This window comes from Achromobacter sp. UMC71, assembly GCF_014170305.1.
Taxonomy (GTDB): Bacteria; Pseudomonadota; Gammaproteobacteria; order Burkholderiales; family Burkholderiaceae_B; genus Achromobacter.
On record NZ_LZZT01000015.1, the window covers coordinates 333,515 to 352,654 of the forward strand.

General features: G+C 67.2%; 25 protein-coding genes. 2 read left to right on the forward strand and 23 right to left on the reverse strand.

The window, feature by feature from the left end:
* Positions 1–132: 132 nt before the first annotated feature.
* Both A9974_RS07845 and A9974_RS07850 read left to right on the forward strand, forming a co-directional pair.
* On the forward strand, positions 133–702 hold the full coding sequence (locus A9974_RS07845) for a hypothetical protein (protein ID WP_183003533.1): 570 nt from the start codon (positions 133–135) through the stop codon (positions 700–702).
* Between the two features lie 196 nt (positions 703–898).
* Positions 899–1,510 carry an RNA polymerase sigma factor gene (locus A9974_RS07850; protein ID WP_183003534.1) on the forward strand — a complete coding sequence of 204 codons (612 nt, stop codon included), beginning with the start codon at positions 899–901 and terminating at the stop codon, positions 1,508–1,510.
* A 64-nt stretch (positions 1,511–1,574) separates the two neighbouring features.
* On the opposite strand, the gene sctC is transcribed toward A9974_RS07850, so the two are convergent.
* From sctC to A9974_RS07965, 23 genes are all read right to left on the reverse strand, one after another.
* Positions 1,575–3,500, reverse strand: coding sequence for a type III secretion system outer membrane ring subunit SctC (gene sctC, locus A9974_RS07855; RefSeq protein WP_304503311.1), 1,926 nt, complete (start codon positions 3,498–3,500; stop codon positions 1,575–1,577).
* A 47-nt stretch (positions 3,501–3,547) separates the two neighbouring features.
* Positions 3,548–3,946, reverse strand: a complete 399-nt coding sequence (locus tag A9974_RS07860) for a CesT family type III secretion system chaperone (protein WP_183003536.1) — start codon at positions 3,944–3,946, stop codon at positions 3,548–3,550.
* Complete coding sequence (sctU, locus tag A9974_RS07865; protein WP_183003537.1) at positions 3,943–5,001, reverse strand: type III secretion system export apparatus subunit SctU; 1,059 nt, start codon at positions 4,999–5,001, stop codon at positions 3,943–3,945. Before sctU ends, A9974_RS07860 begins: the two co-directional genes overlap by 4 nt.
* On the reverse strand, positions 4,998–5,798 hold the full coding sequence (gene sctT / locus A9974_RS07870; protein ID WP_183003538.1) for a type III secretion system export apparatus subunit SctT: 801 nt from the start codon (positions 5,796–5,798) through the stop codon (positions 4,998–5,000). The genes sctU and sctT overlap by 4 nt, the downstream gene beginning before the upstream one ends.
* Positions 5,799–5,813: 15 nt before the next feature.
* Complete coding sequence (gene sctS, locus A9974_RS07875) at positions 5,814–6,080, reverse strand: type III secretion system export apparatus subunit SctS (RefSeq protein ID WP_008163300.1); 267 nt, start codon at positions 6,078–6,080, stop codon at positions 5,814–5,816.
* Between the two features lie 7 nt (positions 6,081–6,087).
* Entirely contained in the window at positions 6,088–6,756 is a 669-nt protein-coding gene (gene sctR / locus A9974_RS07880) for a type III secretion system export apparatus subunit SctR (protein ID WP_183003539.1), read from the reverse strand.
* Positions 6,753–7,820 (reverse strand): type III secretion system cytoplasmic ring protein SctQ, encoded by a 1,068-nt coding sequence (gene sctQ / locus A9974_RS07885; protein ID WP_255468070.1) that lies wholly within the window; start codon positions 7,818–7,820, stop codon positions 6,753–6,755. The genes sctR and sctQ overlap by 4 nt, the downstream gene beginning before the upstream one ends.
* Positions 7,821–7,856: 36 nt before the next feature.
* Positions 7,857–8,423, reverse strand: coding sequence for a hypothetical protein (locus A9974_RS07890; RefSeq protein ID WP_183003541.1), 567 nt, complete (start codon positions 8,421–8,423; stop codon positions 7,857–7,859).
* On the reverse strand, positions 8,420–8,926 hold the full coding sequence (locus A9974_RS07895) for a YscO family type III secretion system apparatus protein (protein ID WP_183003542.1): 507 nt from the start codon (positions 8,924–8,926) through the stop codon (positions 8,420–8,422). Before A9974_RS07895 ends, A9974_RS07890 begins: the two co-directional genes overlap by 4 nt.
* On the reverse strand, positions 8,923–10,254 hold the full coding sequence (gene sctN, locus A9974_RS07900; RefSeq protein ID WP_025137543.1) for a type III secretion system ATPase SctN: 1,332 nt from the start codon (positions 10,252–10,254) through the stop codon (positions 8,923–8,925). Before sctN ends, A9974_RS07895 begins: the two co-directional genes overlap by 4 nt.
* A 2-nt stretch (positions 10,255–10,256) precedes the next feature.
* Positions 10,257–10,895 carry an HrpE/YscL family type III secretion apparatus protein gene (locus tag A9974_RS07905; protein WP_183003543.1) on the reverse strand — a complete coding sequence of 213 codons (639 nt, stop codon included), beginning with the start codon at positions 10,893–10,895 and terminating at the stop codon, positions 10,257–10,259.
* The gene (locus A9974_RS07910; protein ID WP_183003544.1) at positions 10,865–11,518 is read right to left on the reverse strand and encodes a SctK family type III secretion system sorting platform protein; all 654 of its coding nucleotides are present in this window, start codon (positions 11,516–11,518) and stop codon (positions 10,865–10,867) included. Before A9974_RS07910 ends, A9974_RS07905 begins: the two co-directional genes overlap by 31 nt.
* 2 nt (positions 11,519–11,520) lie before the next feature.
* Positions 11,521–12,366, reverse strand: a complete 846-nt coding sequence (sctJ, locus tag A9974_RS07915; RefSeq protein ID WP_183003545.1) for a type III secretion system inner membrane ring lipoprotein SctJ — start codon at positions 12,364–12,366, stop codon at positions 11,521–11,523.
* Entirely contained in the window at positions 12,366–12,794 is a 429-nt protein-coding gene (sctI, locus tag A9974_RS07920; RefSeq protein ID WP_183003546.1) for a type III secretion system inner rod subunit SctI, read from the reverse strand. The genes sctJ and sctI overlap by 1 nt, the downstream gene beginning before the upstream one ends.
* A gap of 7 nt (positions 12,795–12,801) precedes the next feature.
* On the reverse strand, positions 12,802–13,239 hold the full coding sequence (locus A9974_RS07925; RefSeq protein WP_255468071.1) for a tetratricopeptide repeat protein: 438 nt from the start codon (positions 13,237–13,239) through the stop codon (positions 12,802–12,804).
* A 12-nt stretch (positions 13,240–13,251) separates the two neighbouring features.
* Positions 13,252–13,731, reverse strand: coding sequence for a CesD/SycD/LcrH family type III secretion system chaperone (locus tag A9974_RS07930; RefSeq protein ID WP_370539594.1), 480 nt, complete (start codon positions 13,729–13,731; stop codon positions 13,252–13,254).
* A gap of 26 nt (positions 13,732–13,757) precedes the next feature.
* Positions 13,758–15,041: a type III secretion system translocon subunit SctE gene (gene sctE, locus A9974_RS07935; protein ID WP_183003547.1), complete on the reverse strand. Its 1,284-nt coding sequence runs from the start codon at positions 15,039–15,041 to the stop codon at positions 13,758–13,760.
* A 24-nt stretch (positions 15,042–15,065) separates the two neighbouring features.
* Positions 15,066–15,890 (reverse strand): type III secretion system translocon subunit SctB, encoded by an 825-nt coding sequence (sctB, locus tag A9974_RS07940; protein ID WP_183003548.1) that lies wholly within the window; start codon positions 15,888–15,890, stop codon positions 15,066–15,068.
* Position 15,891: 1 nt separating this feature from the next.
* Entirely contained in the window at positions 15,892–16,392 is a 501-nt protein-coding gene (locus A9974_RS07945; protein WP_183003549.1) for a SycD/LcrH family type III secretion system chaperone, read from the reverse strand.
* A 24-nt stretch (positions 16,393–16,416) separates the two neighbouring features.
* On the reverse strand, positions 16,417–16,728 hold the full coding sequence (locus A9974_RS07950; RefSeq protein ID WP_183003550.1) for a hypothetical protein: 312 nt from the start codon (positions 16,726–16,728) through the stop codon (positions 16,417–16,419).
* A 40-nt stretch (positions 16,729–16,768) separates the two neighbouring features.
* Entirely contained in the window at positions 16,769–17,365 is a 597-nt protein-coding gene (locus tag A9974_RS07955) for a hypothetical protein (RefSeq protein ID WP_183003669.1), read from the reverse strand.
* Positions 17,366–17,446: 81 nt separating this feature from the next.
* Complete coding sequence (locus A9974_RS07960) at positions 17,447–18,247, reverse strand: hypothetical protein (protein ID WP_183003551.1); 801 nt, start codon at positions 18,245–18,247, stop codon at positions 17,447–17,449.
* A gap of 30 nt (positions 18,248–18,277) precedes the next feature.
* Positions 18,278–18,946 carry a hypothetical protein gene (locus A9974_RS07965; protein ID WP_255468072.1) on the reverse strand — a complete coding sequence of 223 codons (669 nt, stop codon included), beginning with the start codon at positions 18,944–18,946 and terminating at the stop codon, positions 18,278–18,280.
* Positions 18,947–19,140 lie beyond the last annotated feature (194 nt).

A 19,140-nucleotide genomic window follows, 5' to 3' on the forward strand; every position in this document is an offset into this window, starting at 1 on the left:
TAGAATTCATCCACGCGTCTGGGCGATGGAACTAAAAGCGCCATCGAGGTTACTTAACTACAGGGGCAATCAGACCCCGCCGTTAGACCTCATTTCGGGCCCGATTTCGGACACGCCGGATTTATTGGCTGCATGACAATCTCATCGGTTACCCCTTCGTCGCCCTTCGTCTCTCTTGATGCCTTCGCCAAGGCAGCCGAGAGCGGGCAAGACATCTACGTCGACATCGCGGGCGAAAAGCTGCAGGTCCTGGGCATGGGCGCCACGCCCGGCGGCCGCAGCGTGGCATGGGTCGCGCCCAATGTCGACACGACCGGAATGTTCGCCCAGGCGCTGGCCCGCAGCTACGGCCAAGGCATCGCCAGCGCCGTGTCGCGCGAACTGGGCCTGGAACCCAATCCCGGCAAGCCCTTGTCCGCGCGCACTGTCGCGCTGGCGCTGGACATGGCGCAAACCTCAAGCGATGCGCTGTCGGGGGTGGACTTCCTGACCCGCCTGGCCCTGTCGGCCGCCAATGGCGCACCTGCCTTCCAGCAAGCCTGCGCCGATGCTGGCGTGGCGCCCGCCAGCCTGGATGCCGCCCGCCGCGGCGCGCTGGACCAGGCCATGCAGGCTCGTTTCGACCATGCCGCTCAATCCGGCCAAAGCCCGGTATCGCTGGGCACCGCCGCCGGTTGGCTGCGCGAACTGCTCAAGGCCTAGGGGTTTTACGTCCCTCATTTCGACGGTCAGATCGCCGTCCGAAAATGGCTTACTTGTTTTTACATATCTGACTATAAAAAAGCTACTTTTGCCTCAATATTTCGAAAATCGAAATATTGTGACGTCGGTATGCTGCGATAATCTCGGCCATGCCGGTAGTAACTTGTAGCTTAATACACGTTTCTTTTCCCCTTCCATGACCAACCCCAGCGATTGCACAACCGCTTCCCCGGAAGCGGATCTGCCGCCCATTCGCGCTGACGGCGACGGGTCTGGCTGGGACACGGGCGACGAATACCTGCTGCGGGATCTGGTGCGGGAGCATTCCACCCGCCTGCAACGCTTCATCATCAAGCACATCGGCAATACCAGCGAGGCCGAAGACCTGGCCCAGCAGGCCTTTGTCGAAGCCGCGCGGTCATACCGCAATTTTCGCGGCGAATCGCAACTGTCTTCCTGGCTGTACGGCATTGCGCTGAACCTGGTGCGCAACTACCTGTCGCGCGCCCCCGAACGGCGCCACGATTTCGTCAGCGACAGCGTGCTGGCCGAGCATGCCTGTACCGACCTTTCCCCCGACCGCATCCTCGAGCAGAACCAGACCCTGGCGCTGCTGCAGGAATCGCTGGAGGAACTGCCCGAGAACATGCGCGACATCCTGCTCATGGTCGGCGTGGATGACATTTCCTACGAAGAAGCCGCCGCGCTGCTGACGGTGCCTATCGGCACCGTGCGCAGTCGCCTGTCGCGCGCGCGCTCTGCCTTGCGCACCAAACTGGCCGAAAAAGGCCTGCAACTGGACGATTGAACGGCCGGCGCCACCGGCCCGTCCCTCACGCAAGGCTTGCCGGCCGCCCCGCCCCGTTGCCCGTTTACGGCGCCCGCCCCGTTCCCGGCGCCGCCACCGGCTCGATCTGGATCACCGGCCCTTGCCGTGCATTGGACGTGCCTTCCAGCACCGGCGTGGCCACCGGGTCCGCCGTCGGCGTGCCTTGCAGCCATTCCGACGGCCGCACCGGCCCGCTGACGCGCCGCAGTTCGACGTTCGGCCCGAACAGGATGCGGGTGCGCTGGCTCTGCGCCAGGTCCAGGTACTGGCCCGCCGTCATGCGGCCGTCGCTGCCCCAGGTGGCATTGAGCATCGGACCGGTACCGGCCGCGCCCGGCGTGGCCACCGCTTCGCCGTTGATCGCCACCACCTTCGGCCGGATCAGGAACAGGCGTTCGCGCCGCTGCACGGTCTTGGACTTGTTGGAGAACAGGATGCCCAGCCCCGGGATGTCGCCCAGGATCGGCACCTTGTCGACCTGTTCCGAATTCTGGCTGCTGTTGTAGCCGCCGATCAGCAGCGTCTGGTCGTTGCCGACGATAGCCAGGGTGCTGATGTTGCTCTTTCTGACCGTCGGCAGATTGTCGATCTGGCGCTCTTCCTGGATGCGGCCGTCTTCGATGTCCACCGTCAGCTCCACCCGCGAGCCGCTCTTGGCTTCGATATGGCGCGGCGTCACGCGCAGGGACGTGCCCACCGTGACCGGCGTCACCGTCGCCACACGCTCACCGCGCGTCTGGATGTAGAACGTGTCCGACAGGTCGATCATGGCGCCCAGGTTGTCGGCCGTCAGGATCGACGGCTGCGACAGGATGTTGGCCTGGCCCTTGGTCTGCAACGCGCGCAGGCGTGCCGCCAGGGTGTTGCCCACGCTGATGCCGATGGTGCCGGGCGACAGGGCCGCGCCGCTTTCCAGCGGCAGGCCGCCACTGGGACCCAGCCCCAGGTTGCCGTAGCCGAACGAGGTGCTGCCGGCGCGCGCGCCCCAGGTCACGCCCAGCTCGCTGACCAGATCGGAATTCACGTCCACGATCATGGCCTCGATCTCGACCAGCGTGCTGGGCAGGTCGAGCTGTTCGATCAGGCTGCGATAGATGGGAATGCGGTCGGGAATGTCCTGCACGATGATGGCGTTCAGGCGCGCGTCGGCCTGCACGGTGGGTTCACGCAGACGCAGGCCCGACTTGCCGGGCGCAGCCGGCGCCGCCGCCTGGCTGCCTTGCGCGCCTGCGCCCCCGCCGTCGCCGCCGCCACCGCCACCGCCGCCGCCGCCGTTGACCTGCGGAAAGGCCGGCGGGTTGTCGCGCAGCGGCGCCGCGATAGCCGCCAGGGTTTCATTGTTGGCCCCGCCACCGCCGCCCGTGATCAGGTTGCGCAGCACGGTCGACAGGCCGGGCGTCACCACCTTCTGGTCGCGGTAGCTGATGGTGCGGTCGTTGACCGAGGCGTGCTTGAGCCGGAACACCGCCACCTGCTGCCCGCCCGCGCCCATCGGCAAGGCGGCCACGGTGCGTTCGACCAGGTCCACATAGCCCGGCGGACCGGACACCAGCGCGATGCCCTGGTCGGGCAATTCGCCCCAGCCGAAGCGCGGGTCCAGCACGCCCAGCTGCTGCAAGGCCTGGCGCAACGCGCTGATCGAACTGCCCATGGCACTGACCGAACGCGTCTTCATGTCGTTGGTGCGGCTGACGAACAGCGTGCCCGCGTAGACGAACCAATTGAAACCATACACGCCGCCCAGCCGGTCCAGGAATTCGGTGGGCGTGTTGGCATTGAACTTGCCGTTGACCGTGCCCGTGACGTTGGGTCCTATCTGCAGCGACAGGCTGAAGCCACCGGCGAATTCGCGCAGCAGCGTCTGCAGGTTCTCTTCCCGGGCATAGTAGCTATAGGGCACGTTCGGCCAGTTTGGCGCGGCTTGCGCGCCGGCCGTCAGGCCCAGCGACAGCGCGGTCGCCAGAATCATCCGCTTCAACACTCTTTCTCCTCGGGCGGGGTACCCGTCACCCATGTTCATGCCAGCCGCCGCACGGCGCCGGCCCAAAAGGAGAGCGCGTTCGCGAACGCGCCCATGGCTTCATCCAGCGCCAGCTCGCTGCTGTCGGGCCGCAGCAATTGCTGCAGCCACAACGCCCGCTCCTGCGGGTCGACCACGCAGGCGGCGGCGTGCCGCGCCAGCATGCCGGCGGCCAATTTGCCGATCTCCTGCATCAATTCGTCACGGCCGGCCTGGCGGGCCGGCAAGGCACACAGCCGCGCGCTCAGGACCAGCCAGCCGTCGCGGCCCGCCAGCAGGTGGACCCGGTAGCGGTCATCGATCACCACGGTGACACGGCCATCGGCGCGCGTGGACGGCGCCAGGCCGTGGCGCGCCGCGTAGGTGGAAATCAGGGGATGGGGGGTCGCGTTCATGTCGGCTCGTCCGGGTTGCCAGCCAATTTCCTGACGAGCCGCAAGACTTCGGCGACGGGCTCGATCAGCTCGCTGGGGATGTATTGGTCAGGTTGCGCGGACGCCATCAGCGCGCGCGCAAGCGGAATGTTCTGCATCACCGGCACGCCGGCTTCGCGCGCGGCCTGCATCATCTGTTCGGCCAGCGCGCCCTCGCCCTTGGCCAACACCATCGGCAGGGGCGTCTCGCCCGGCTCGTAATAGATTGCCACCGCCAGGTGCGTCGGATTGGTCACCAGCACCGAGGCCTTGCGGGTATTGGCCACCGCGCCGTGCATCACCATTTCCTGGTGCAGATGCTTGCGCTTGTGTTTGATGTGGGGGTCGCCCTCCATCTCCTTGAATTCCTGCTTGATGTCTTCCTTGCTCATCATCAGCCCCTTGCGGTATTGCATGCGCTGCCAGACGAAGTCGGCCAGCGAGATCACCACGTAGGCAAAGGCGATGTTGACGATCAGCGTGCGCATCATGCCGCCCACGCCCGCCTCCAGCCCGGCCAGGCCGCTGTGCGGCACCGCCATCAATTCCGGCAGCGCATCGCGCACCACAAGCGTTACCAGCACCGACAGGAAGGCGATCTTGATGACGGACTTGAGCAGTTCGACCAGGTTCTTTTTCGAGAACATGTTCTTCAGATTGGTCATCACGTCCAGCTTCTTGGCCGACGGCTTGAGCTTTTCGAATGCCAGCACCACCCCCACCTGCAGGAATTCCGAGAACATCCCCACCACCAGCACGATCAGCACGAACGGCAGCACCAGGTAGACGGCCTCGCGTAGCGCCGCGTCCAGCGCCAACGGCAACGCCTGCTCGAACGGCTGGCCCACCAGCGTCGACGGAATCAGGATCAGCCGCCCCAGGGCCTCGACGATGCCGTGCGCGTTGGCCAGCATGTAGCCGAACAGCGCCAGCACCAGCAGCGTCTGCGTGAAGTCCTTGCTGTGCGCGACGTCGCCCTTCTGGCGAGCGTCGCGCAGCTTCTTGGTAGTGGGCTGTTCTGTCTTTTCGCCGCTCATGGCGCCCGCCATTGGTTGTCCAGGAACGGCAGCGCCGACCCGATCTGGCCCGTGGCCTCGGCGGCGTACTCGAACAGCGTATTCATGTAGAGCACCATCACCAGCAGGGCCAGCGCGCTCTTGATCGGCATCGCCAGGAAGAACACTTGCAACTGCGGCGCGAAACGGCTGACCAGCGCTAGCCCCACTTCGGCCAGGAACATGGCGACGATGGCCGGCGCGGCGAACAGCAGCGTCAACCGCAGGAAGCGGCCCAGTTGGTCCAGCATCAGCGGCACGCTTTCGCGGCGCAGCGTGGGCGTCCAGTCCCACAGGTCCCACAGGCGGAAACTGTCGTACAGCATCGTCAGCATCAGCATGAAGCCGCCACCGACCAGGAAGAACACCATAAAGGCCTGGTTGAACAAAATGCCCAGCGGCGATGAATCATTGCCCGTGGCCGGATTGATGGTGGCCCCCAGACTGGCGCCGCGCTGGTTGTCCACCACGAAGCCCACCGCCTCGAAGATCCAGAACGGAATCGCCACCAGGAACCCCATGACCAGGCCGACGAACACCTCCTTGGCCACCAGCAGCACCAGTTCGATGGCGCCCAGGTCCATCTGCACGTAGCGCGGCGCCAACGCCGGCACCAGCACGATGCCGATGGCCGCGCAGACCGCGTAGCGCAGCATGCCGGGTAGAAGCTGCCGGTTGAACAGGGGCAGCATCGCGCACAGCGCCAGGATCCGCGGCTGCGTCAGCGCCAGCGTGCCCAGGAAGACTTTTGCTTCGACGTAGGTGATGCCCGAGATCATGGCCGCGTGTCGCTCCTAGTGGATCTTGTAGAAGAGGTCGAACACGGAGATCGTGAAGTTGTAGAGCTCGGCGCTGAGCCAGCGCGCCGTCAGCATGATGGTGGCGAACACCGCTATCAGCTTGACGGCGAACGACAGCGTCTGTTCCTGGATCTGCGTCAGCGCCTGGAACAGCGAAAACAGCGTGCCCACGATCGCCGCCACGGCGATGGGCGGCAGCGACAGCCACAGCACCAGGTACAGCGCCTGAGTCATGTAGGAGACGAGGTCGACGGTTCCCATGGCGGCCTCAGGCGTAGGACAGAACCAGGCCCTGGATCAGCCGCGTCCAGCCGTCGACCATGACGAACAGGAACAGCTTCAGGGGCATGGAAATCGTCACCGGCGATACCATCATCATGCCCATCGCCAAAAGGATGTTGGACACGATCAGGTCGATGATGACGAACGGCAGGTACAGCAGGAAACCGATCTGGAACGCCGCCGTCAGCTCCGACAGCAGGAACGAGGGGATCAGCACCAGCAGGTCGTCCTGCTTCAGGTTGCGCGCCTGCTGCTCGCCCCACAGGCTGCGCGCGGTGCGCATGAAGAAGTCGCGCTGCTCCGCCCGGCTGTTCTTCAGCATGAAGGCGCGCATCGGTTCGGCGCCACGCGCCACGGCGTCCAGGATGCCTTCCAGCCGGTCGGGCTGCGCCGCGCCCGGCGCCACCACCGCGGGCGGGGCGCGCAGTTCGTCGCCGATCTGCATCACCACCGGGCCCATGACGTAGGCCGACAGGATCAGTGCCAGCCCATACAGCGCCATGTTCGGCGGCACCTGTTGCACGCCCATGGCGTTGCGCACCAGCGTCAGCACCACGGCGATCTTCAGGAACGATGTGGTCATCACGGCGGCCAGCGGCACCAGCGCCAATAGCGCCAGCACGACCGCCAGGCTGATGGGATCCGCGCCGCTCATGCGCCCGCCTTGCCCAGCCGATGCAGCGTCACGCCGATGCGGCCGTCGATCTCGACCAGCTCGCCGCTGCCCACCAGCGCGCCGTTGGCGCGCACCAGCACGGGGCCGTCGGCCAGCGGCCGTTGCAGGTCAAAGGTTTCGCCGGGCTGCAACTGCTTGAGCTCGCCCAGGGTGATCTGGCGTTCGCCCAGTTCAAAAGTCAGCCTGACGGGAATGGCGTCCAGGTCGAGCGGCTCTACGGCGCCCGACGCTACAGCGGCCGCCGCGGCGTCGGCCGAGGGTTGCGGCGTCTCGGTCATAAGAGAGGTCCAGCCTTGAGTGATGAGGTATGAGGAATCTTGCCGGCGCACGCGCAGCCCCTGGCGGCCGGCGCCAAGCCACAGTTCGCCTTCCGGCGTGACCAGGCAGTGGTGCAGGAAAATGGTGTCGCGCGGCGCCAGGCTGCGCAGTTCGGCTGCCGGCAGGTCGGCCCAGCCCAGGCAGGCGGCGATGCGTATCGGCACGGCGTCGGCGTCGATCTCGTTGGCGGTGGGCGCGGCGCGGCCGATCAAGCCGGCCAGCAGCATCAGGCCCAGGCCGTCGGTTTCCAGCGTGGCGTACACCGTGGCGCCGCTGGCGGGGTGGCGGGCAGCGACCGTCCAGCCTTGTGCCAGGACAGGTGCCGGACCGTCGCGGCGGACCACCCGCAGCGGGCCGCCGGGCGAGGCATCGCTCAAGCCCGCCACCACTTCGGCCAGCAGGGTCTCGATCGCGGCGGACACCAGGGCAGGCGGCAGCGCGCCGGCCTCCATGCCCGGCAGGCGCGCCGCCAGCCAGGCATCGGCGGCGCTGGCCGGCAGGCCCAGCCGCAAGCGCGCGCCGGCCCATTCCAGGTCGGCGGACAGGGGGGCCGACTGACGCAAGGCGTCCGGTACGCCGGGCGTGAAGCCCAGGCGCCAATGGGAGGGTTCCGCGTCGGCGCCGGCCAGGGGCGTCAGTGTCACCGGGAGGTCGGCGCCGTGGCGCGCGATCAGCGAGCGGGCGCGCGCCTCGTTGCCGGACAGGCGCGGCAACGGGGCGGACAAGGAATGTTGCGTACTTGCGGTCATGGGGTCCAGGGATCAGCGGGCCGGCGCCGAAGCGTCGGTCTCGGCCAGGCAAGGGTCTTCGGGATCGTCGGTGCTGACGCGCACGCACGCGTCGCGGCCCAGGCTGCCCGCCAACTGCTCGGCCAATGGCCGCGCCATGACGGCCAGGCGTTCACGCGAGGCCTCATTGGCGCAGACGAAATCGGCAACCACGCGCCCCGCTTCTTCGTATACCGACACGCTCACGCCAGGCAGCACGTCGTCCTTCAATTCCACGCGCACCTGGCGCCGCCCCTGGCTGCCGTCGGCCACCAGCAGTTGCTCGGCGCTGCCTTGCAGGGCCTCGGTCAGGGCCTGCGATGGCCCGTCGGCGCGCGGCGCGGCGGCGGCAGCGGCGCCCCCGAACAGCGAGAACGGCGTGGCTGCGGCGGGCGGCGCGGGTTCTTGCGCGTCCGTGTCCTGGCCTTGCGCCAGCGCCTGCTCGAAGGCCCGCCGGTCCGCGTCGCTGGCCTGGCGGCCCATGGCTTGGCCGTCGGATTGAGCCAGGCCCGAGCCCTGGGCGATGGCGGTATCCAGGCCGATGCGTCGATCGATGCTCATGCCGGCTCGAACTCCTCGTGCTGTTCCCAATCTTCGCGGTCGCGCGACAGTGTCGCCGCCTCTTCCATTTCCATGTCTTCCTTGTGCTCCGCCGCCTTCAGGTGTTCGGCCAGGTGGATGCTGGCCAGCTCGACGAATTTGCCGGTCAGGCGCACGGCCTGTTGATGGCGGGCGCGGCTGTCGGCCAAGGCCTGGCTTTCTTCCTGCAGGCGCTGGGCGGCCCGCTCGACCGCGGCTTCGCATTGGCGCTCGCCTTCGCGCAGCCCTGCCACCCCCTGCAACACGTTTTCGATCTCGCGCACCCGCACCACGCGGCTGCACAGGTCGCGGTACATGTCGCGCTCGCGCCGCTCGGCGGCGTCGCGGAAGTCGGCCAGCGCCTGTTCCGATGCCTGGCGGGCGGCATCCGCCTCGGCCTGGCGCAGGCGTTGGCGCGACACCGCGATCTCGGCCTGGCCTTCGCGGAAGCGCTTGATGGCCAGCAGTTCATCGAACACGTTCATCGCGTCCCCACAATGGCGCTCATCTGCGCCAACGCATCGGCCAGGGTCGCGCGCTCGTCCGTGCGCTGGCGCAGGAACTGGTTGATCGCGCCGATCTTGTCGATGGCCTCGTCCGTCACCGCGTCGCCGCCGCGCTTGTACTCGCCGATCTTCACCAGCAGCTCCACCTCCTGATACTTGGCCATCAGCTCGCGCAGCCGGCCGGCGGCTTGCTTGTGCTCGGGCGTGATGACCGCGTTCATGACGCGGCTGGCCGACGCCAGCACGTCGATGGCCGGATAGTGGTTGGCGGCGCCCAGCTTGCGCGACAGCACGATGTGCCCGTCCAGGATGGAGCGGGTCTCATCAGCGATGGGCTCGGTCATGTCGTCGCCTTCCACCAGCACGGTGTAGAGCGCGGTGATGGAACCGTGCTCGTTCATGCCGGCGCGCTCCATCAACTTGGGCAGCGTGGCAAACACCGACGGCGGATAGCCCCGGCGGGTGGGCGGTTCGCCGGCCGCCAGGCCGATCTCGCGCTGAGCGCGCGCAAAACGCGTCACCGAATCCATCAGAAACAGCACGCGCTTGCCCTGGTCGCGGAAATACTCGGCGATGGCGGTCGCCACATAGGCGGCCTTGGCCCGTTCCATCGACGACTTGTCGCTGGTGGCACAGACGATCACGCTCTTGCGCCGGCCTTCGCGGCCCAGTTCGTGCTCCAGGAATTCACGTACCTCGCGGCCACGTTCGCCGATCAGGGCCACCACGGTCACGTCCACGTCGGCGCCCTTGACCAGCATGCCCATCAACGTCGACTTGCCCCCGCCCGCCGCAGCGAAGATGCCCATGCGCTGGCCTTCGCCGCAGGTCAGCACGCTGTCCAGCGCGCGCACGCCCAGTTCCAGCGGCTCGGAGATGATGCGGCGCTTGAGCGGGTCCGGCGCTTCCGCGAACACCGGATAGAACTTGCTGGCTTCCAACGGTCCCAACTCGGCTTCGTCCAACGGCCGGCCCAGGCCGTCCAGCACGCGCCCCAGCAGGCCGGGCCCCACGGGCACCATGTGGGCACGCCCGGTGGGAATGACTTCGGTGGCCGTGGAAATGCCGTACATGTCGCCGATCGGCGTGAGCAGCGCGGCGTCGCGGGCAAAGCCCACCACCTCGCCCTTCATCTCGAAGTTCTCGCCCGGGTTGCGCAGGATGCAGACCTCGCCCACCTTCACCGAAGGCACCACCGCCTTGATGATGGTGCCGATCACCTGCGTGACACGGCCCTTGATGCGCAGCGTCGGCGTGTCCTGCAGCGCCAGAGACATCATTTCGGAGATGTAGTCGAATTGACGCATCGTCAGACCCGGCTGCCCAGAGTGCGCTGGAAGGCCTGGCGCAATGCCTGGATCTGGCCTTCAAGGCTGGCTTCGACCATGCCGATCTCGCTTTCCAGGATGCAGGCGCCGCGCGCCAGCCGGCCGTCGGCCAAAATGTCCAGGTAGCCCACGCCGGGATAGGCGGCCAGCAGGTCGTTGATCTGCTCGCGCACCGTGTCCACTTCCGCCGGGTTCAGCCGCAGGGTCATCTGCTTTTGGTTGCGCACCACCGCCAGGGCGTTGCGTACCACCACCATGACCTTCTCGCGGTCGTCAAAGCCATCGACCACCTTGCGCACAGCCGACATGACCAGCTCGACCATTTCGTTCTCCACGCCGGCGAAATACTCCACCGTGCGGCCGACCGTCTCGATCATCTTTTCCGCCTGGTCCAGCAGCGCCGATTCGCGACCCTCCTGGTAGCCGCGCTCGCGCTCGGCCTCGAAAGCCGCCTGCGCGCTGCCGACGATGGCCTCGGCCTGCGCCCGCGCTTGCGCCAGCAACTGTTCGGCGTCGGCCCAGGCCGCGTTCTCGGCGGCGCGTAGCACGCGGGCGGCGGGGTCGATGCGGCCGGCGGCGGCGCGGGGCGTCAGCGGATCGCGGGGAATGAGGAAAGCCATGAGGGATCCGTTTTCTTCAATAGCGACAGGCCCAGCGACAGCGCCTGGGCGGCGGGCAGCGGCGCGTCGGCGGCAGGCAGGTCGGGCAGTTTCAATTCGGCGCGCAACGCGAGTTCGGGACCGCCGCCGGACAGCGCCGCGCGCAGCGCGTTCAGTCCCAGTGTGTCCACCGCGGCCGTGGTCTCCGAGAGCGTCCAGGCCGCGCTGGCGGCCACGCCGCCATGCAGCGCCCCGGCCGTGCGGCGCGTAAAGTCCAGCAGGTCGGCGCCCAGATGGGCGATCAGCGTACGCACTTCGTCGCCCGCGATCGCGCGGCGCAGCCTGGGACCGCACAGCACGGCGCCGAGCCTGCGCGCGCATTGCGCCAGTGCGTCCGGCGGCAGCAGCGCCAGGGCCAGTTCAGGCCGCTCCGGGTCGGTGACCGGGCGTTGCTCCAGTCCCAGCACATCGAGAATGTCACGCGACCAATGGCGATGCCAGGCCGGCGCCAGCGCGGGCGCGGCCGCGATCGCCGCCAGCGCGGCGGGCGGCGCATAGGCTGCGTGGCGGCTGGGATGCAGGGTGCGGCTGGGCAACTGGTTGAATTCAACCAGCCGGCGGTCCAGCGCGGCGCGCGCCGTCATGGCTAGCGCCCTTCGGACACGGGTTCGCGGCGCTCGGGCCGGGCGCGGCCCGGCATGCCATAGCGCCACAACAGGTAGCCCATGGCGCCGGCCAGCGCCAGCACCAGCACGATCAGCGCCACCAGCCAAGCGGTCAGCGCGGTCGACGAGCCTGCGCCCACTTCGATGCCCATCACCTGACGCGTCGGATTGCCGGCCGCCGAGGCCGAGGCGGCCGGCTGCGCCGATACCAGCGCGATCGACACCCGGTCTTCGGTCAGGCCGGGAATGGCATGCGTGACCAACTTGCGGATCTGCGGCTGCAAGGCATCCAGGTTGTAGCCCGTCTGATGCTTGATGAACACGGCGGCGGTGGACGGCGTGGTGTTCTCGCCCACGCCACCGCGCTCCGGCAGGACGACGTGTACCCGGGCCGCCAGCACGCCGTCCATCTGCGACAGCGTGTTGGTCAACTCCTGCGACAAGGCATAGATGTAGCGGGCGCGTTCTTCCAGCGGCGACGACACCAGCCCTTCCTTGCGGAAGATCTGTCCCATGCCGTCGAAGCGTTCGCGCGGCAGGCCCCGGGCGCGCAGGATGTCGAGCGCGCGGGCCACCTGCTGGCCGTCCACCGACACGGCCACGCCGGTCTTGGTGCTGGCCTTCTGCGCCGAGATGCCGGCATCGAGCAGCACCGACAACACCTCGTTGGCCTCGCTTTCGTTGGCGGCGGAAAACAGTTCCACCCGCGAGCCGCAGGCGGCAAGCAGCAGGGTCAACGCCAGCAGCAGCCAGCGCAGGCGCTGCCGCAGCGGCACACCGCGGGCGCCGCCGGCAAAGGGGAAGGACAGCGTGGAAACGGCGTGCATTAGGACATCCTGACGAGCGTATCGATGTTTTGCGTGGTGCGCGAAACAGCCTTGCCGACCATTTCGTACTGCACCGAGATCTGCACCAGATCGGCCTGCAGGCGCAGCATGTCGGCGATGGACGGCTCGGTGGACATGGCGTCCAGTCGGCCGGAGATGTTCTGCCACTTCTCGGAATACTCGGTCGTGGTGCTGCGCAGGCTGGACAGGATCTGGTTGCCCAGCGTGGCGGGCGTGGCGTCGACGCCGGGCGTGAAAGCCGATTGCAGGGCCGATTGCAGGCCGGTCAGCGCCGGCGCGCCGACATCGGGTGCGGCCATCAACTGAGTGAAGCGTTCGGTGGCCAGCGCGGACGGCGTGGCGGCCGGTGCGGCCGTTACCGTGTCCAGCACGGGTGCCAAAGCGGCGGAAAGCGCGGTGATTTCCATGATTTTCCTAGCGTTGATCGGTTGGCATACCCAGCAGCGAACGCGCCAGCACGGCGCCCTCACCGCCGGCGCCGGCATCGGCGCAGGCTTGCAGCAGGCGCACGCTTTCGGCGTTGCGCCCGGCCAGTTGCAGGGCCAGTCCGCGCCAGGCGGAAAGCAGCCCGCGTTCGGCCGCGGCGCTGGCTTCGCCCTGCTCCAGCAGCCGCACGGCCTCGTCGGCGCGGCCTGCGTTCAGACGCGCCACCGCCAGCCCCAGCCAGGGGTAGGCGCGGCCGGGCCGCAGCGCGCGCAGCGCGTTGAAAATGGCGTCGGCGCGCGCAACGTCGCCGCGGCCCGCAGCCAGAAAACCGACCTCGGCCAGACAACGCGCGTCGTCCGCTTCAAGTACAAAAGCCGTCTCACCCGAGACGGCCATTGCGGAGCCTGCGCCCACCCTATCGTTCATGGTGCTTCCGGCTCATGGGCGGACCTCCTTTTCAGCCAGCGCCAATAGCGTGGCGGCGCGCGCGCCCAGCTGGGCATAAGCGCTATCGGACTCGGCGGCGGCCACCACCAGCCGCAACGATTCGCGCGCGGCCTCGGACTGCGCCAGCGCCAACTGGCACTCGGCCACGCGCAGCGTTGCCTCCGGCGACAATGGGAACAGCAAGCCGATCAGCGACTGGATGCGGATCGCTTCTTCGAAGCGGGCCTGCATCTGCAGGCACAGCGCCAGTCCGGCCAGGTAATGCTTGCGGGTCGGGCCGTATTGCGACAGGAAGGCGAACAGCGGCAAGGCCTGTGCGTACTGGGCCTGGGCCACATGCGCATAGGCCATCGCGTAGATCACTTCGAGCTGGCTGGCGGTCAGCCGTTGGCTGCCGGGCAGCGCCGCCAGGCCGTCATACAATTGTTGCCCGAAGGCGCTGCGCGAAATCGCAGATGAAGATTGGGACACAGTGTTGGCTCCGATAATGGCGCGGGTCAGACCATCGCGCGTTTGCCGATATTGGCGGTGACCTGGCTCATGCTGTCGGCGGCGGCATTGATCATTTTGCTGACCATCTGCATGGACTCGTCCATCGCCTGCATCACGCTTTTGATCATTTCGCGATCTTCTTCCATCGAGGCCTGCAGCTTGACCAACAGAGCTTCCAGCGCCTTCTTGTCGGCCAGCACCTTGTCGGCGGCCTCTTGCGCCTGGGCCGATTTGATGGTCTCGGCGCCGGTGATGATCTGCCCCGTACCCTTGACCACCGCGGCCGCCCCTGACGCCACCTGCCCCGCGGTCTTGACGGAGTCGGCCACGGTGCGCGCGGTCTGCGAGCCGACGTTGGCCGCGGCGTTGGCGCCCGCGGACACGGCGCCCGCGCCGAACGAGGCAACCGCCATGATGATGCCCACGGTGATCGTGGCAGCCAGACCCACCGCCATGGCGATATAGCCGGCGGTCTGCGGATCCGCCCCCGCCAGCACCGCAATGGCGCCGGCCATCTTGCCCAGCGCGCCCGGTTCGATCAGGATTGCGCCCGTCATCAGCATGGAGGCGCCGGCCACGATGTTGCCGATCTTCTCGGCCATTTCAGGCTCCACGCCAAAGGCTTGCAGCAACTTGCTCACCGCCTGCGTGACCAGGTTGCTGATACTGATCTCGGGGCCGCCGCACTCGGCAGAGATCTGATTGGCCAGCATGCTGACCGCCCCCGCCACCGCAATGGCGGCCAGCGTGACCATCACCGGGCCAGCCGCGCCGCCGGTCACGGCGGTGGCCGCCACGGCCGCCACCACCATCAACGCCGCGGCGATCAGGGCCACGATGGCGCCGATCCAGCCGAAGATCTTGCCCAGGATGCCGCCCTTTTCCGCCTCCTTGCTCTTCTGGATCCACTCGTCGACCTTGCGCAACTGTTCTTCGTTGTTCTTGGCCTGCTCGATGCGGTTGTTCTCGATGCTTTCCTTGGCGGTGCGCAGCTGTGCGTCCTGCGTCTTGCCTTGCAGCGTACGCAGCAGATCCACCATTTCCGAGGCGGAGAACTCGCGCGCCGGCGGCGCGATGGCTGGCTTGCCATTGGCGTTGGTGACGCCGTCGCCGCCGCTGTTACGGGCCTGCGCCACGCTCGAGGCCCACTGCGAAGCCAGCGCCGCCAGGTCCAGGCCGCTGGCCGCTTGCAGGGCGGCTTGCGCCGCCGCCCCCGCGACCGCGCCGGCACCCGACGGATCCAACGCGGGCGTCAGGCCGGCGTTGCCGGTAGATGGCCGGATATCCATAATCTTGGCTCCCCTGGCGAACGCTTAAAGGTTGCGGGCGATGCCGCGGGTGGTTTCGCTACGGCTCTGCTCGATCGCGCCGAGCTTGTCGCGCACGTCGCGGATGACATCCATCATCTGTTGCATCAGATCGTTGGCATGCTGCACACCGGACTCGAACACCTTGGCATCCGCCTCCAGGTGCGACCGGGCCGCGTCCGCTTCACCGGCCTTGCGGTCATAGGCCGCCTGCACGATGCCGCCCACGCCGCCCGCCATGCCGCTCAGGCCCTGGCCGATGCCCGACGAATTGGTGGCGAAGCCGTCCAGCTTGGCCTGGGTGATGGACTGCTGCGCGCTCAGCGGGCTGGAGGTCGCCGTCATGCGCGCCGAGGCCGCCGTGGCGGCTATGCCGCCTGCGCCCACGCCGACCTGCATGGCGCCACCGACGATCTGGCTGATGCCCTGGGCCAATGCGCCCTTGAAGCGCTCTTCGGCTGCTTCCTTGATCTTGTCCGCCGCCGAGTGCAGGGCCTGGACCTGCGCATCCATCGAGGCGGCCCGGTCTGCTCGCGCGGCATTGCGCTGCTCTTGCGAGATCTTCTGCAAAAGCGCCATGACCGCATACATGTCGGTGTCGGCGGAACCCATCAGCTTGGCCAGCGCCTGCGCCACGCCCGCGGCGTCGCCGCCGGTGGGCGGCGGCAGGCCCAGCAAGGACAGCTTGTCGGCCGCGGCGTCCTTGCCCACGTACAGGGCAGCGTCCAGCGCGGTGTATCCCGGCGTCGTAGCGGGCGCCTGTGCGCCATCGGCGCCGGCCAGGGGATTGAGCAGCGCCGGATTGATGCCGCCGTTGTTGACGTTGATCATTTCAATTCTCCTTGGCGCCGCGCGCCGCCAGCAGGGTGCGCAGGGCTTGCGCGCGTTCGGCCAGCACGGCGTGGCGGTCGGGTTTGCACATGGCCAGCGCCAGGTCGCAGGACTGCAACGCGGCGTCGGGCTGGCCCAGGTCCAGCAGGCACTGGGCGGCGTAGAACACAGGCGCCGGCTCCAGCGGATCCAGCAGGGTCGCGGCCATGTACTGCTGCAGGGCATCGGCATGCTTGCCCATGGCCTGGGCGGTGGCGCCCAGCGCCACCAGGTAGCGGTGCTCGGTGTGGTCCAGCGTTACCAGATAGGCCAGCACCTTCAGCGCATCGGCATAGCGCGCCTTTTCATAGAGACCGTAGCCCAGGCTGTAGAGCGCCTCGCATTCGTCGGCGGTCATGCCCTTGAGCTGGCCCAGGCTGCCGCCTCGGGCCAACTGGCCGACGATCTGGTCGTGCAGCGCTGCGTATTCTTCGCCGGTCATAGGCGCCTGGGCGGTAGTCATCGGACGGCTCCTGGTGCGTCGGGGTCAGACCATCGTGCGCGGACGCTTGACCGCAGCGCCCGGCGCGCGCGGGGCGCTGCGCTGGCGGGCATAGGCGGCCTCTTGCTCGACCTCGCGGTCCACGGCGTCCATGTCCTGGCGGAACAGGGCTTGCGCCTCATCGCGCTGGCGCTCGTCCAGAGGCTGCGCCTGCAACGTCGACCGGACCTTTTCCGGGTCCAGCCCCAGCTTGCGCAGCTTGTCGTCGGATTCTTCGATGGACCGCTGGGCGTCGCGCACGGCGGCCTCGGCGCGCTCGATGATGTCCTGGATGTTCTGTTCTTGCGTGTCGGCCATTGCCGTTCTCCGTGGGTGGGGCGGAATGAGTAGCGTCGGATCAGCGCATGTTGCCGATGATCGACGAACGGCTGTCCTGCATCTTCTTGACGAAGTTGGTCATCGTGTCGAAGGCTTCGTTGCGCTTGTTCGACAAGCTCTGCAACCGCAGCATGTCCATCTGCTGGCTGTTGCTGGCGGCGTCCAGCTTGCTCTTGAGATCGGGAATCGCCTTTTCCAGGCCTTCACGGGTCGGCATGCCGGTAACATTCGCGCCGATCACGTTGCCCTGCGCGTCCTTGATTGCCGTAGCCTTGACCGGCGCCGGGTCCATGCCCAGCTTCAGGGCCTGGGTGGCGTACTCCGTCGCCAGCGTCCTATTGCTGGGCGTGCCCGCATCGGCCTTGACCTCGTCGCCGGGCTTGGCGTCTTTGGAATCGAGCGAGCCCTTCATGCCATTCAGCTTGGCCTGCATATCGTTCAGGGCGCCGGTCAACTCGTTGCGCTTCTGCACTTCCTCGATCTGGCTCTTGAGCTGGCTGTCCAGCAGCTTGGTGCGCTCGGACTGCACCATCATCAAGGCGGTTTCGATGTCCATGCCGGCAATGTCGGTCATGGCGATGCCGCCGACGTTGGCGCTGTTCACGTTCATGTTCAAGATGAGCTCCTGGCCCGGGCCGACCGCCCGGCTTCGATGTAAGGTTGAGCGACTATGCAGCGTAAGTAACGGAACCCGGGTTCAGGTTCCACGAATCTTCTCGGAAATCGCCATCTTGCTGTCCTGCATCTTCCTGATGTAGTTGCTGAGCATGTCCGCCGACTCATTGCGGCGGTTTGTCAGGGCCTGCAGACGCAGCATCTGGTCCTGCTGCTGGTTCGACGCCTCGTCGATGGCACCCTGCACCCGCTGCACGGCCTGGCGCAATTCGCCATAGTCCGAGTCGTAGCGAATGCCGCCCGGGCAACGGTTCAGCGTCTGGCCCGGGTAATCAGGCGTCATAAAACCGTCGCTGCCCGCCATCTGCTTGACCAGGGCGCCCGCCAGGAAATGGCCGCGCAGGTCGCCGTCGTCGCGCCACTTGGCCAACTGTCGGGCCTGGTCGGGCGGCAGGTAGGCGTTGGCGAATTCCTTCATGTCGCTCATGTGGCCGAAGAGGCGCCAGGTATTGCTGTCGGAAGAGAACCCCAGGTTCAGCCCGGCCTCGGCCGCCGCCCGGTTGATCTCGTCGGCCCGGCGGAAACTCCAGCCGCCGGCGTCGTGCCATTCCTTGTCGTATTTGGCGCCGGCCTTGAACTGGGCCTGCACCGCCTTCAGGCCCGCCTGCACAGTGTTCAGCAATTCCAGCCGGCGGTTCAGAGCGCGCAGTTCCTGGATCTGCGTCTCGATCTGCTTGTCCAGCAGCCGGCTGCGCTCGCCTTGCACGCTGAGCATGGCCGTTTCCTGGTCAGCGCCCACCAGGTCCGCGCCGCGCACCCCGCTGGAACTCTCCAGGCCCACCCCGCCCAGCACGGGCTGGCTGCCGCCTACCGGTCCGCTCATAATCCGCCCCCGTTTATCCGTACCCAGGGCTCAGCGCATGTTGCCGATGATCGAAGAGCGGCTCTCCTGCATCTTCTTCAGGAAATTGGTCATGACATCGAAGGCTTCGTTGCGCTTGCCGGTCATGCTTTGCAGTCGCAGCATTTCCATCTGCTGGGTATTGCTCAGGTTGTCCAGCGAACTCTTGATCTCCGTGACGGCCTGCTTGTTGGCGTCGATCGCTTTGCCGTTGTCGGCGATCTTGGCCTGCAGCGCCGAGATCTTGCCGCTCAGTTGGTCCACGAAGTTCTGCACCACCCGGCCCTTGGCGTCCATGGTGCCGTTGCGGTCGACGTCCCGCGGCGCGTCGTCACCGGTGGGGATGTTCAGCCCCGCCGCTTTGATCTGGGCCAGCGTGTCATGCGAGAGCTGCTTGTCGTCGCCTTGCCCCCACGACAGCCCGTACCAGCCTTCGGGGTTGGGGCACTTGCTGGCCGACAGGCGGCCTTGCAGATCCTTCAATTGGTCGATTTCGCCCTGCAGACTGACATTGGACGATTCCAGCTTCAGGTTGTCGGCCGTCTTGGCGTTCATCGCCTCGTTCAAGCCCGCCATCTGCGCATTGCGGCCATTGACCGAGTCCAACTGCTGGCGCAAGGCATCTTCCAGCAGTTGCGAGCGCTGGGTCTGGACCGCCATCAAAGCGGTTTCCAAATCCATGCTGGACAAATCCATGCCCGCCAGGCCGCTTACTCCCATTCCGGAAACCGTCGACATTCCTTTCTCCTTTACCGGCCGCCCGCAGCCTGCGGTACGCACCTGAACCATCACGGGTTAACCCTTAAATTCAGCGTCGCAGCACCGGTTCCGAAGAAGCCTCGGCCTGCCCCGTGTACGTAACCGATGCCGCGGCT

What these genes read in the sequence shown, in the direction of transcription:
- A9974_RS07845 (WP_183003533.1), top strand. Translation starts at nt 133, where the DNA reads ATGACAATCTCATCGGTTACCCCTTCGTCGCCCTTCGTCTCTCTTGAT.
- A9974_RS07850 (WP_183003534.1), top strand. Translation starts at nt 899, where the DNA reads ATGACCAACCCCAGCGATTGCACAACCGCTTCCCCGGAAGCGGATCTG.
- sctC (WP_304503311.1), bottom strand. Translation starts at nt 3,500, where the DNA reads ATGATTCTGGCGACCGCGCTGTCGCTGGGCCTGACGGCCGGCGCGCAA.
- A9974_RS07860 (WP_183003536.1), bottom strand. Translation starts at nt 3,946, where the DNA reads ATGAACGCGACCCCCCATCCCCTGATTTCCACCTACGCGGCGCGCCAC.
- sctU (WP_183003537.1), bottom strand. Translation starts at nt 5,001, where the DNA reads ATGAGCGGCGAAAAGACAGAACAGCCCACTACCAAGAAGCTGCGCGAC.
- sctT (WP_183003538.1), bottom strand. Translation starts at nt 5,798, where the DNA reads ATGATCTCGGGCATCACCTACGTCGAAGCAAAAGTCTTCCTGGGCACG.
- sctS (WP_008163300.1), bottom strand. Translation starts at nt 6,080, where the DNA reads ATGGGAACCGTCGACCTCGTCTCCTACATGACTCAGGCGCTGTACCTG.
- sctR (WP_183003539.1), bottom strand. Translation starts at nt 6,756, where the DNA reads ATGAGCGGCGCGGATCCCATCAGCCTGGCGGTCGTGCTGGCGCTATTG.
- A9974_RS07890 (WP_183003541.1), bottom strand. Translation starts at nt 8,423, where the DNA reads ATGAGCATCGATCGACGCATCGGCCTGGATACCGCCATCGCCCAGGGC.
- A9974_RS07895 (WP_183003542.1), bottom strand. Translation starts at nt 8,926, where the DNA reads ATGAACGTGTTCGATGAACTGCTGGCCATCAAGCGCTTCCGCGAAGGC.
- sctN (WP_025137543.1), bottom strand. Translation starts at nt 10,254, where the DNA reads ATGCGTCAATTCGACTACATCTCCGAAATGATGTCTCTGGCGCTGCAG.
- A9974_RS07905 (WP_183003543.1), bottom strand. Translation starts at nt 10,895, where the DNA reads ATGGCTTTCCTCATTCCCCGCGATCCGCTGACGCCCCGCGCCGCCGCC.
- A9974_RS07910 (WP_183003544.1), bottom strand. Translation starts at nt 11,518, where the DNA reads ATGACGGCGCGCGCCGCGCTGGACCGCCGGCTGGTTGAATTCAACCAG.
- sctJ (WP_183003545.1), bottom strand. Translation starts at nt 12,366, where the DNA reads ATGCACGCCGTTTCCACGCTGTCCTTCCCCTTTGCCGGCGGCGCCCGC.
- sctI (WP_183003546.1), bottom strand. Translation starts at nt 12,794, where the DNA reads ATGGAAATCACCGCGCTTTCCGCCGCTTTGGCACCCGTGCTGGACACG.
- A9974_RS07925 (WP_255468071.1), bottom strand. Translation starts at nt 13,239, where the DNA reads ATGAACGATAGGGTGGGCGCAGGCTCCGCAATGGCCGTCTCGGGTGAG.
- sctE (WP_183003547.1), bottom strand. Translation starts at nt 15,041, where the DNA reads ATGGATATCCGGCCATCTACCGGCAACGCCGGCCTGACGCCCGCGTTG.
- sctB (WP_183003548.1), bottom strand. Translation starts at nt 15,890, where the DNA reads ATGATCAACGTCAACAACGGCGGCATCAATCCGGCGCTGCTCAATCCC.
- A9974_RS07945 (WP_183003549.1), bottom strand. Translation starts at nt 16,392, where the DNA reads ATGACTACCGCCCAGGCGCCTATGACCGGCGAAGAATACGCAGCGCTG.
- A9974_RS07950 (WP_183003550.1), bottom strand. Translation starts at nt 16,728, where the DNA reads ATGGCCGACACGCAAGAACAGAACATCCAGGACATCATCGAGCGCGCC.
- A9974_RS07960 (WP_183003551.1), bottom strand. Translation starts at nt 18,247, where the DNA reads ATGAGCGGACCGGTAGGCGGCAGCCAGCCCGTGCTGGGCGGGGTGGGC.
- A9974_RS07965 (WP_255468072.1), bottom strand. Translation starts at nt 18,946, where the DNA reads ATGGATTTGGAAACCGCTTTGATGGCGGTCCAGACCCAGCGCTCGCAA.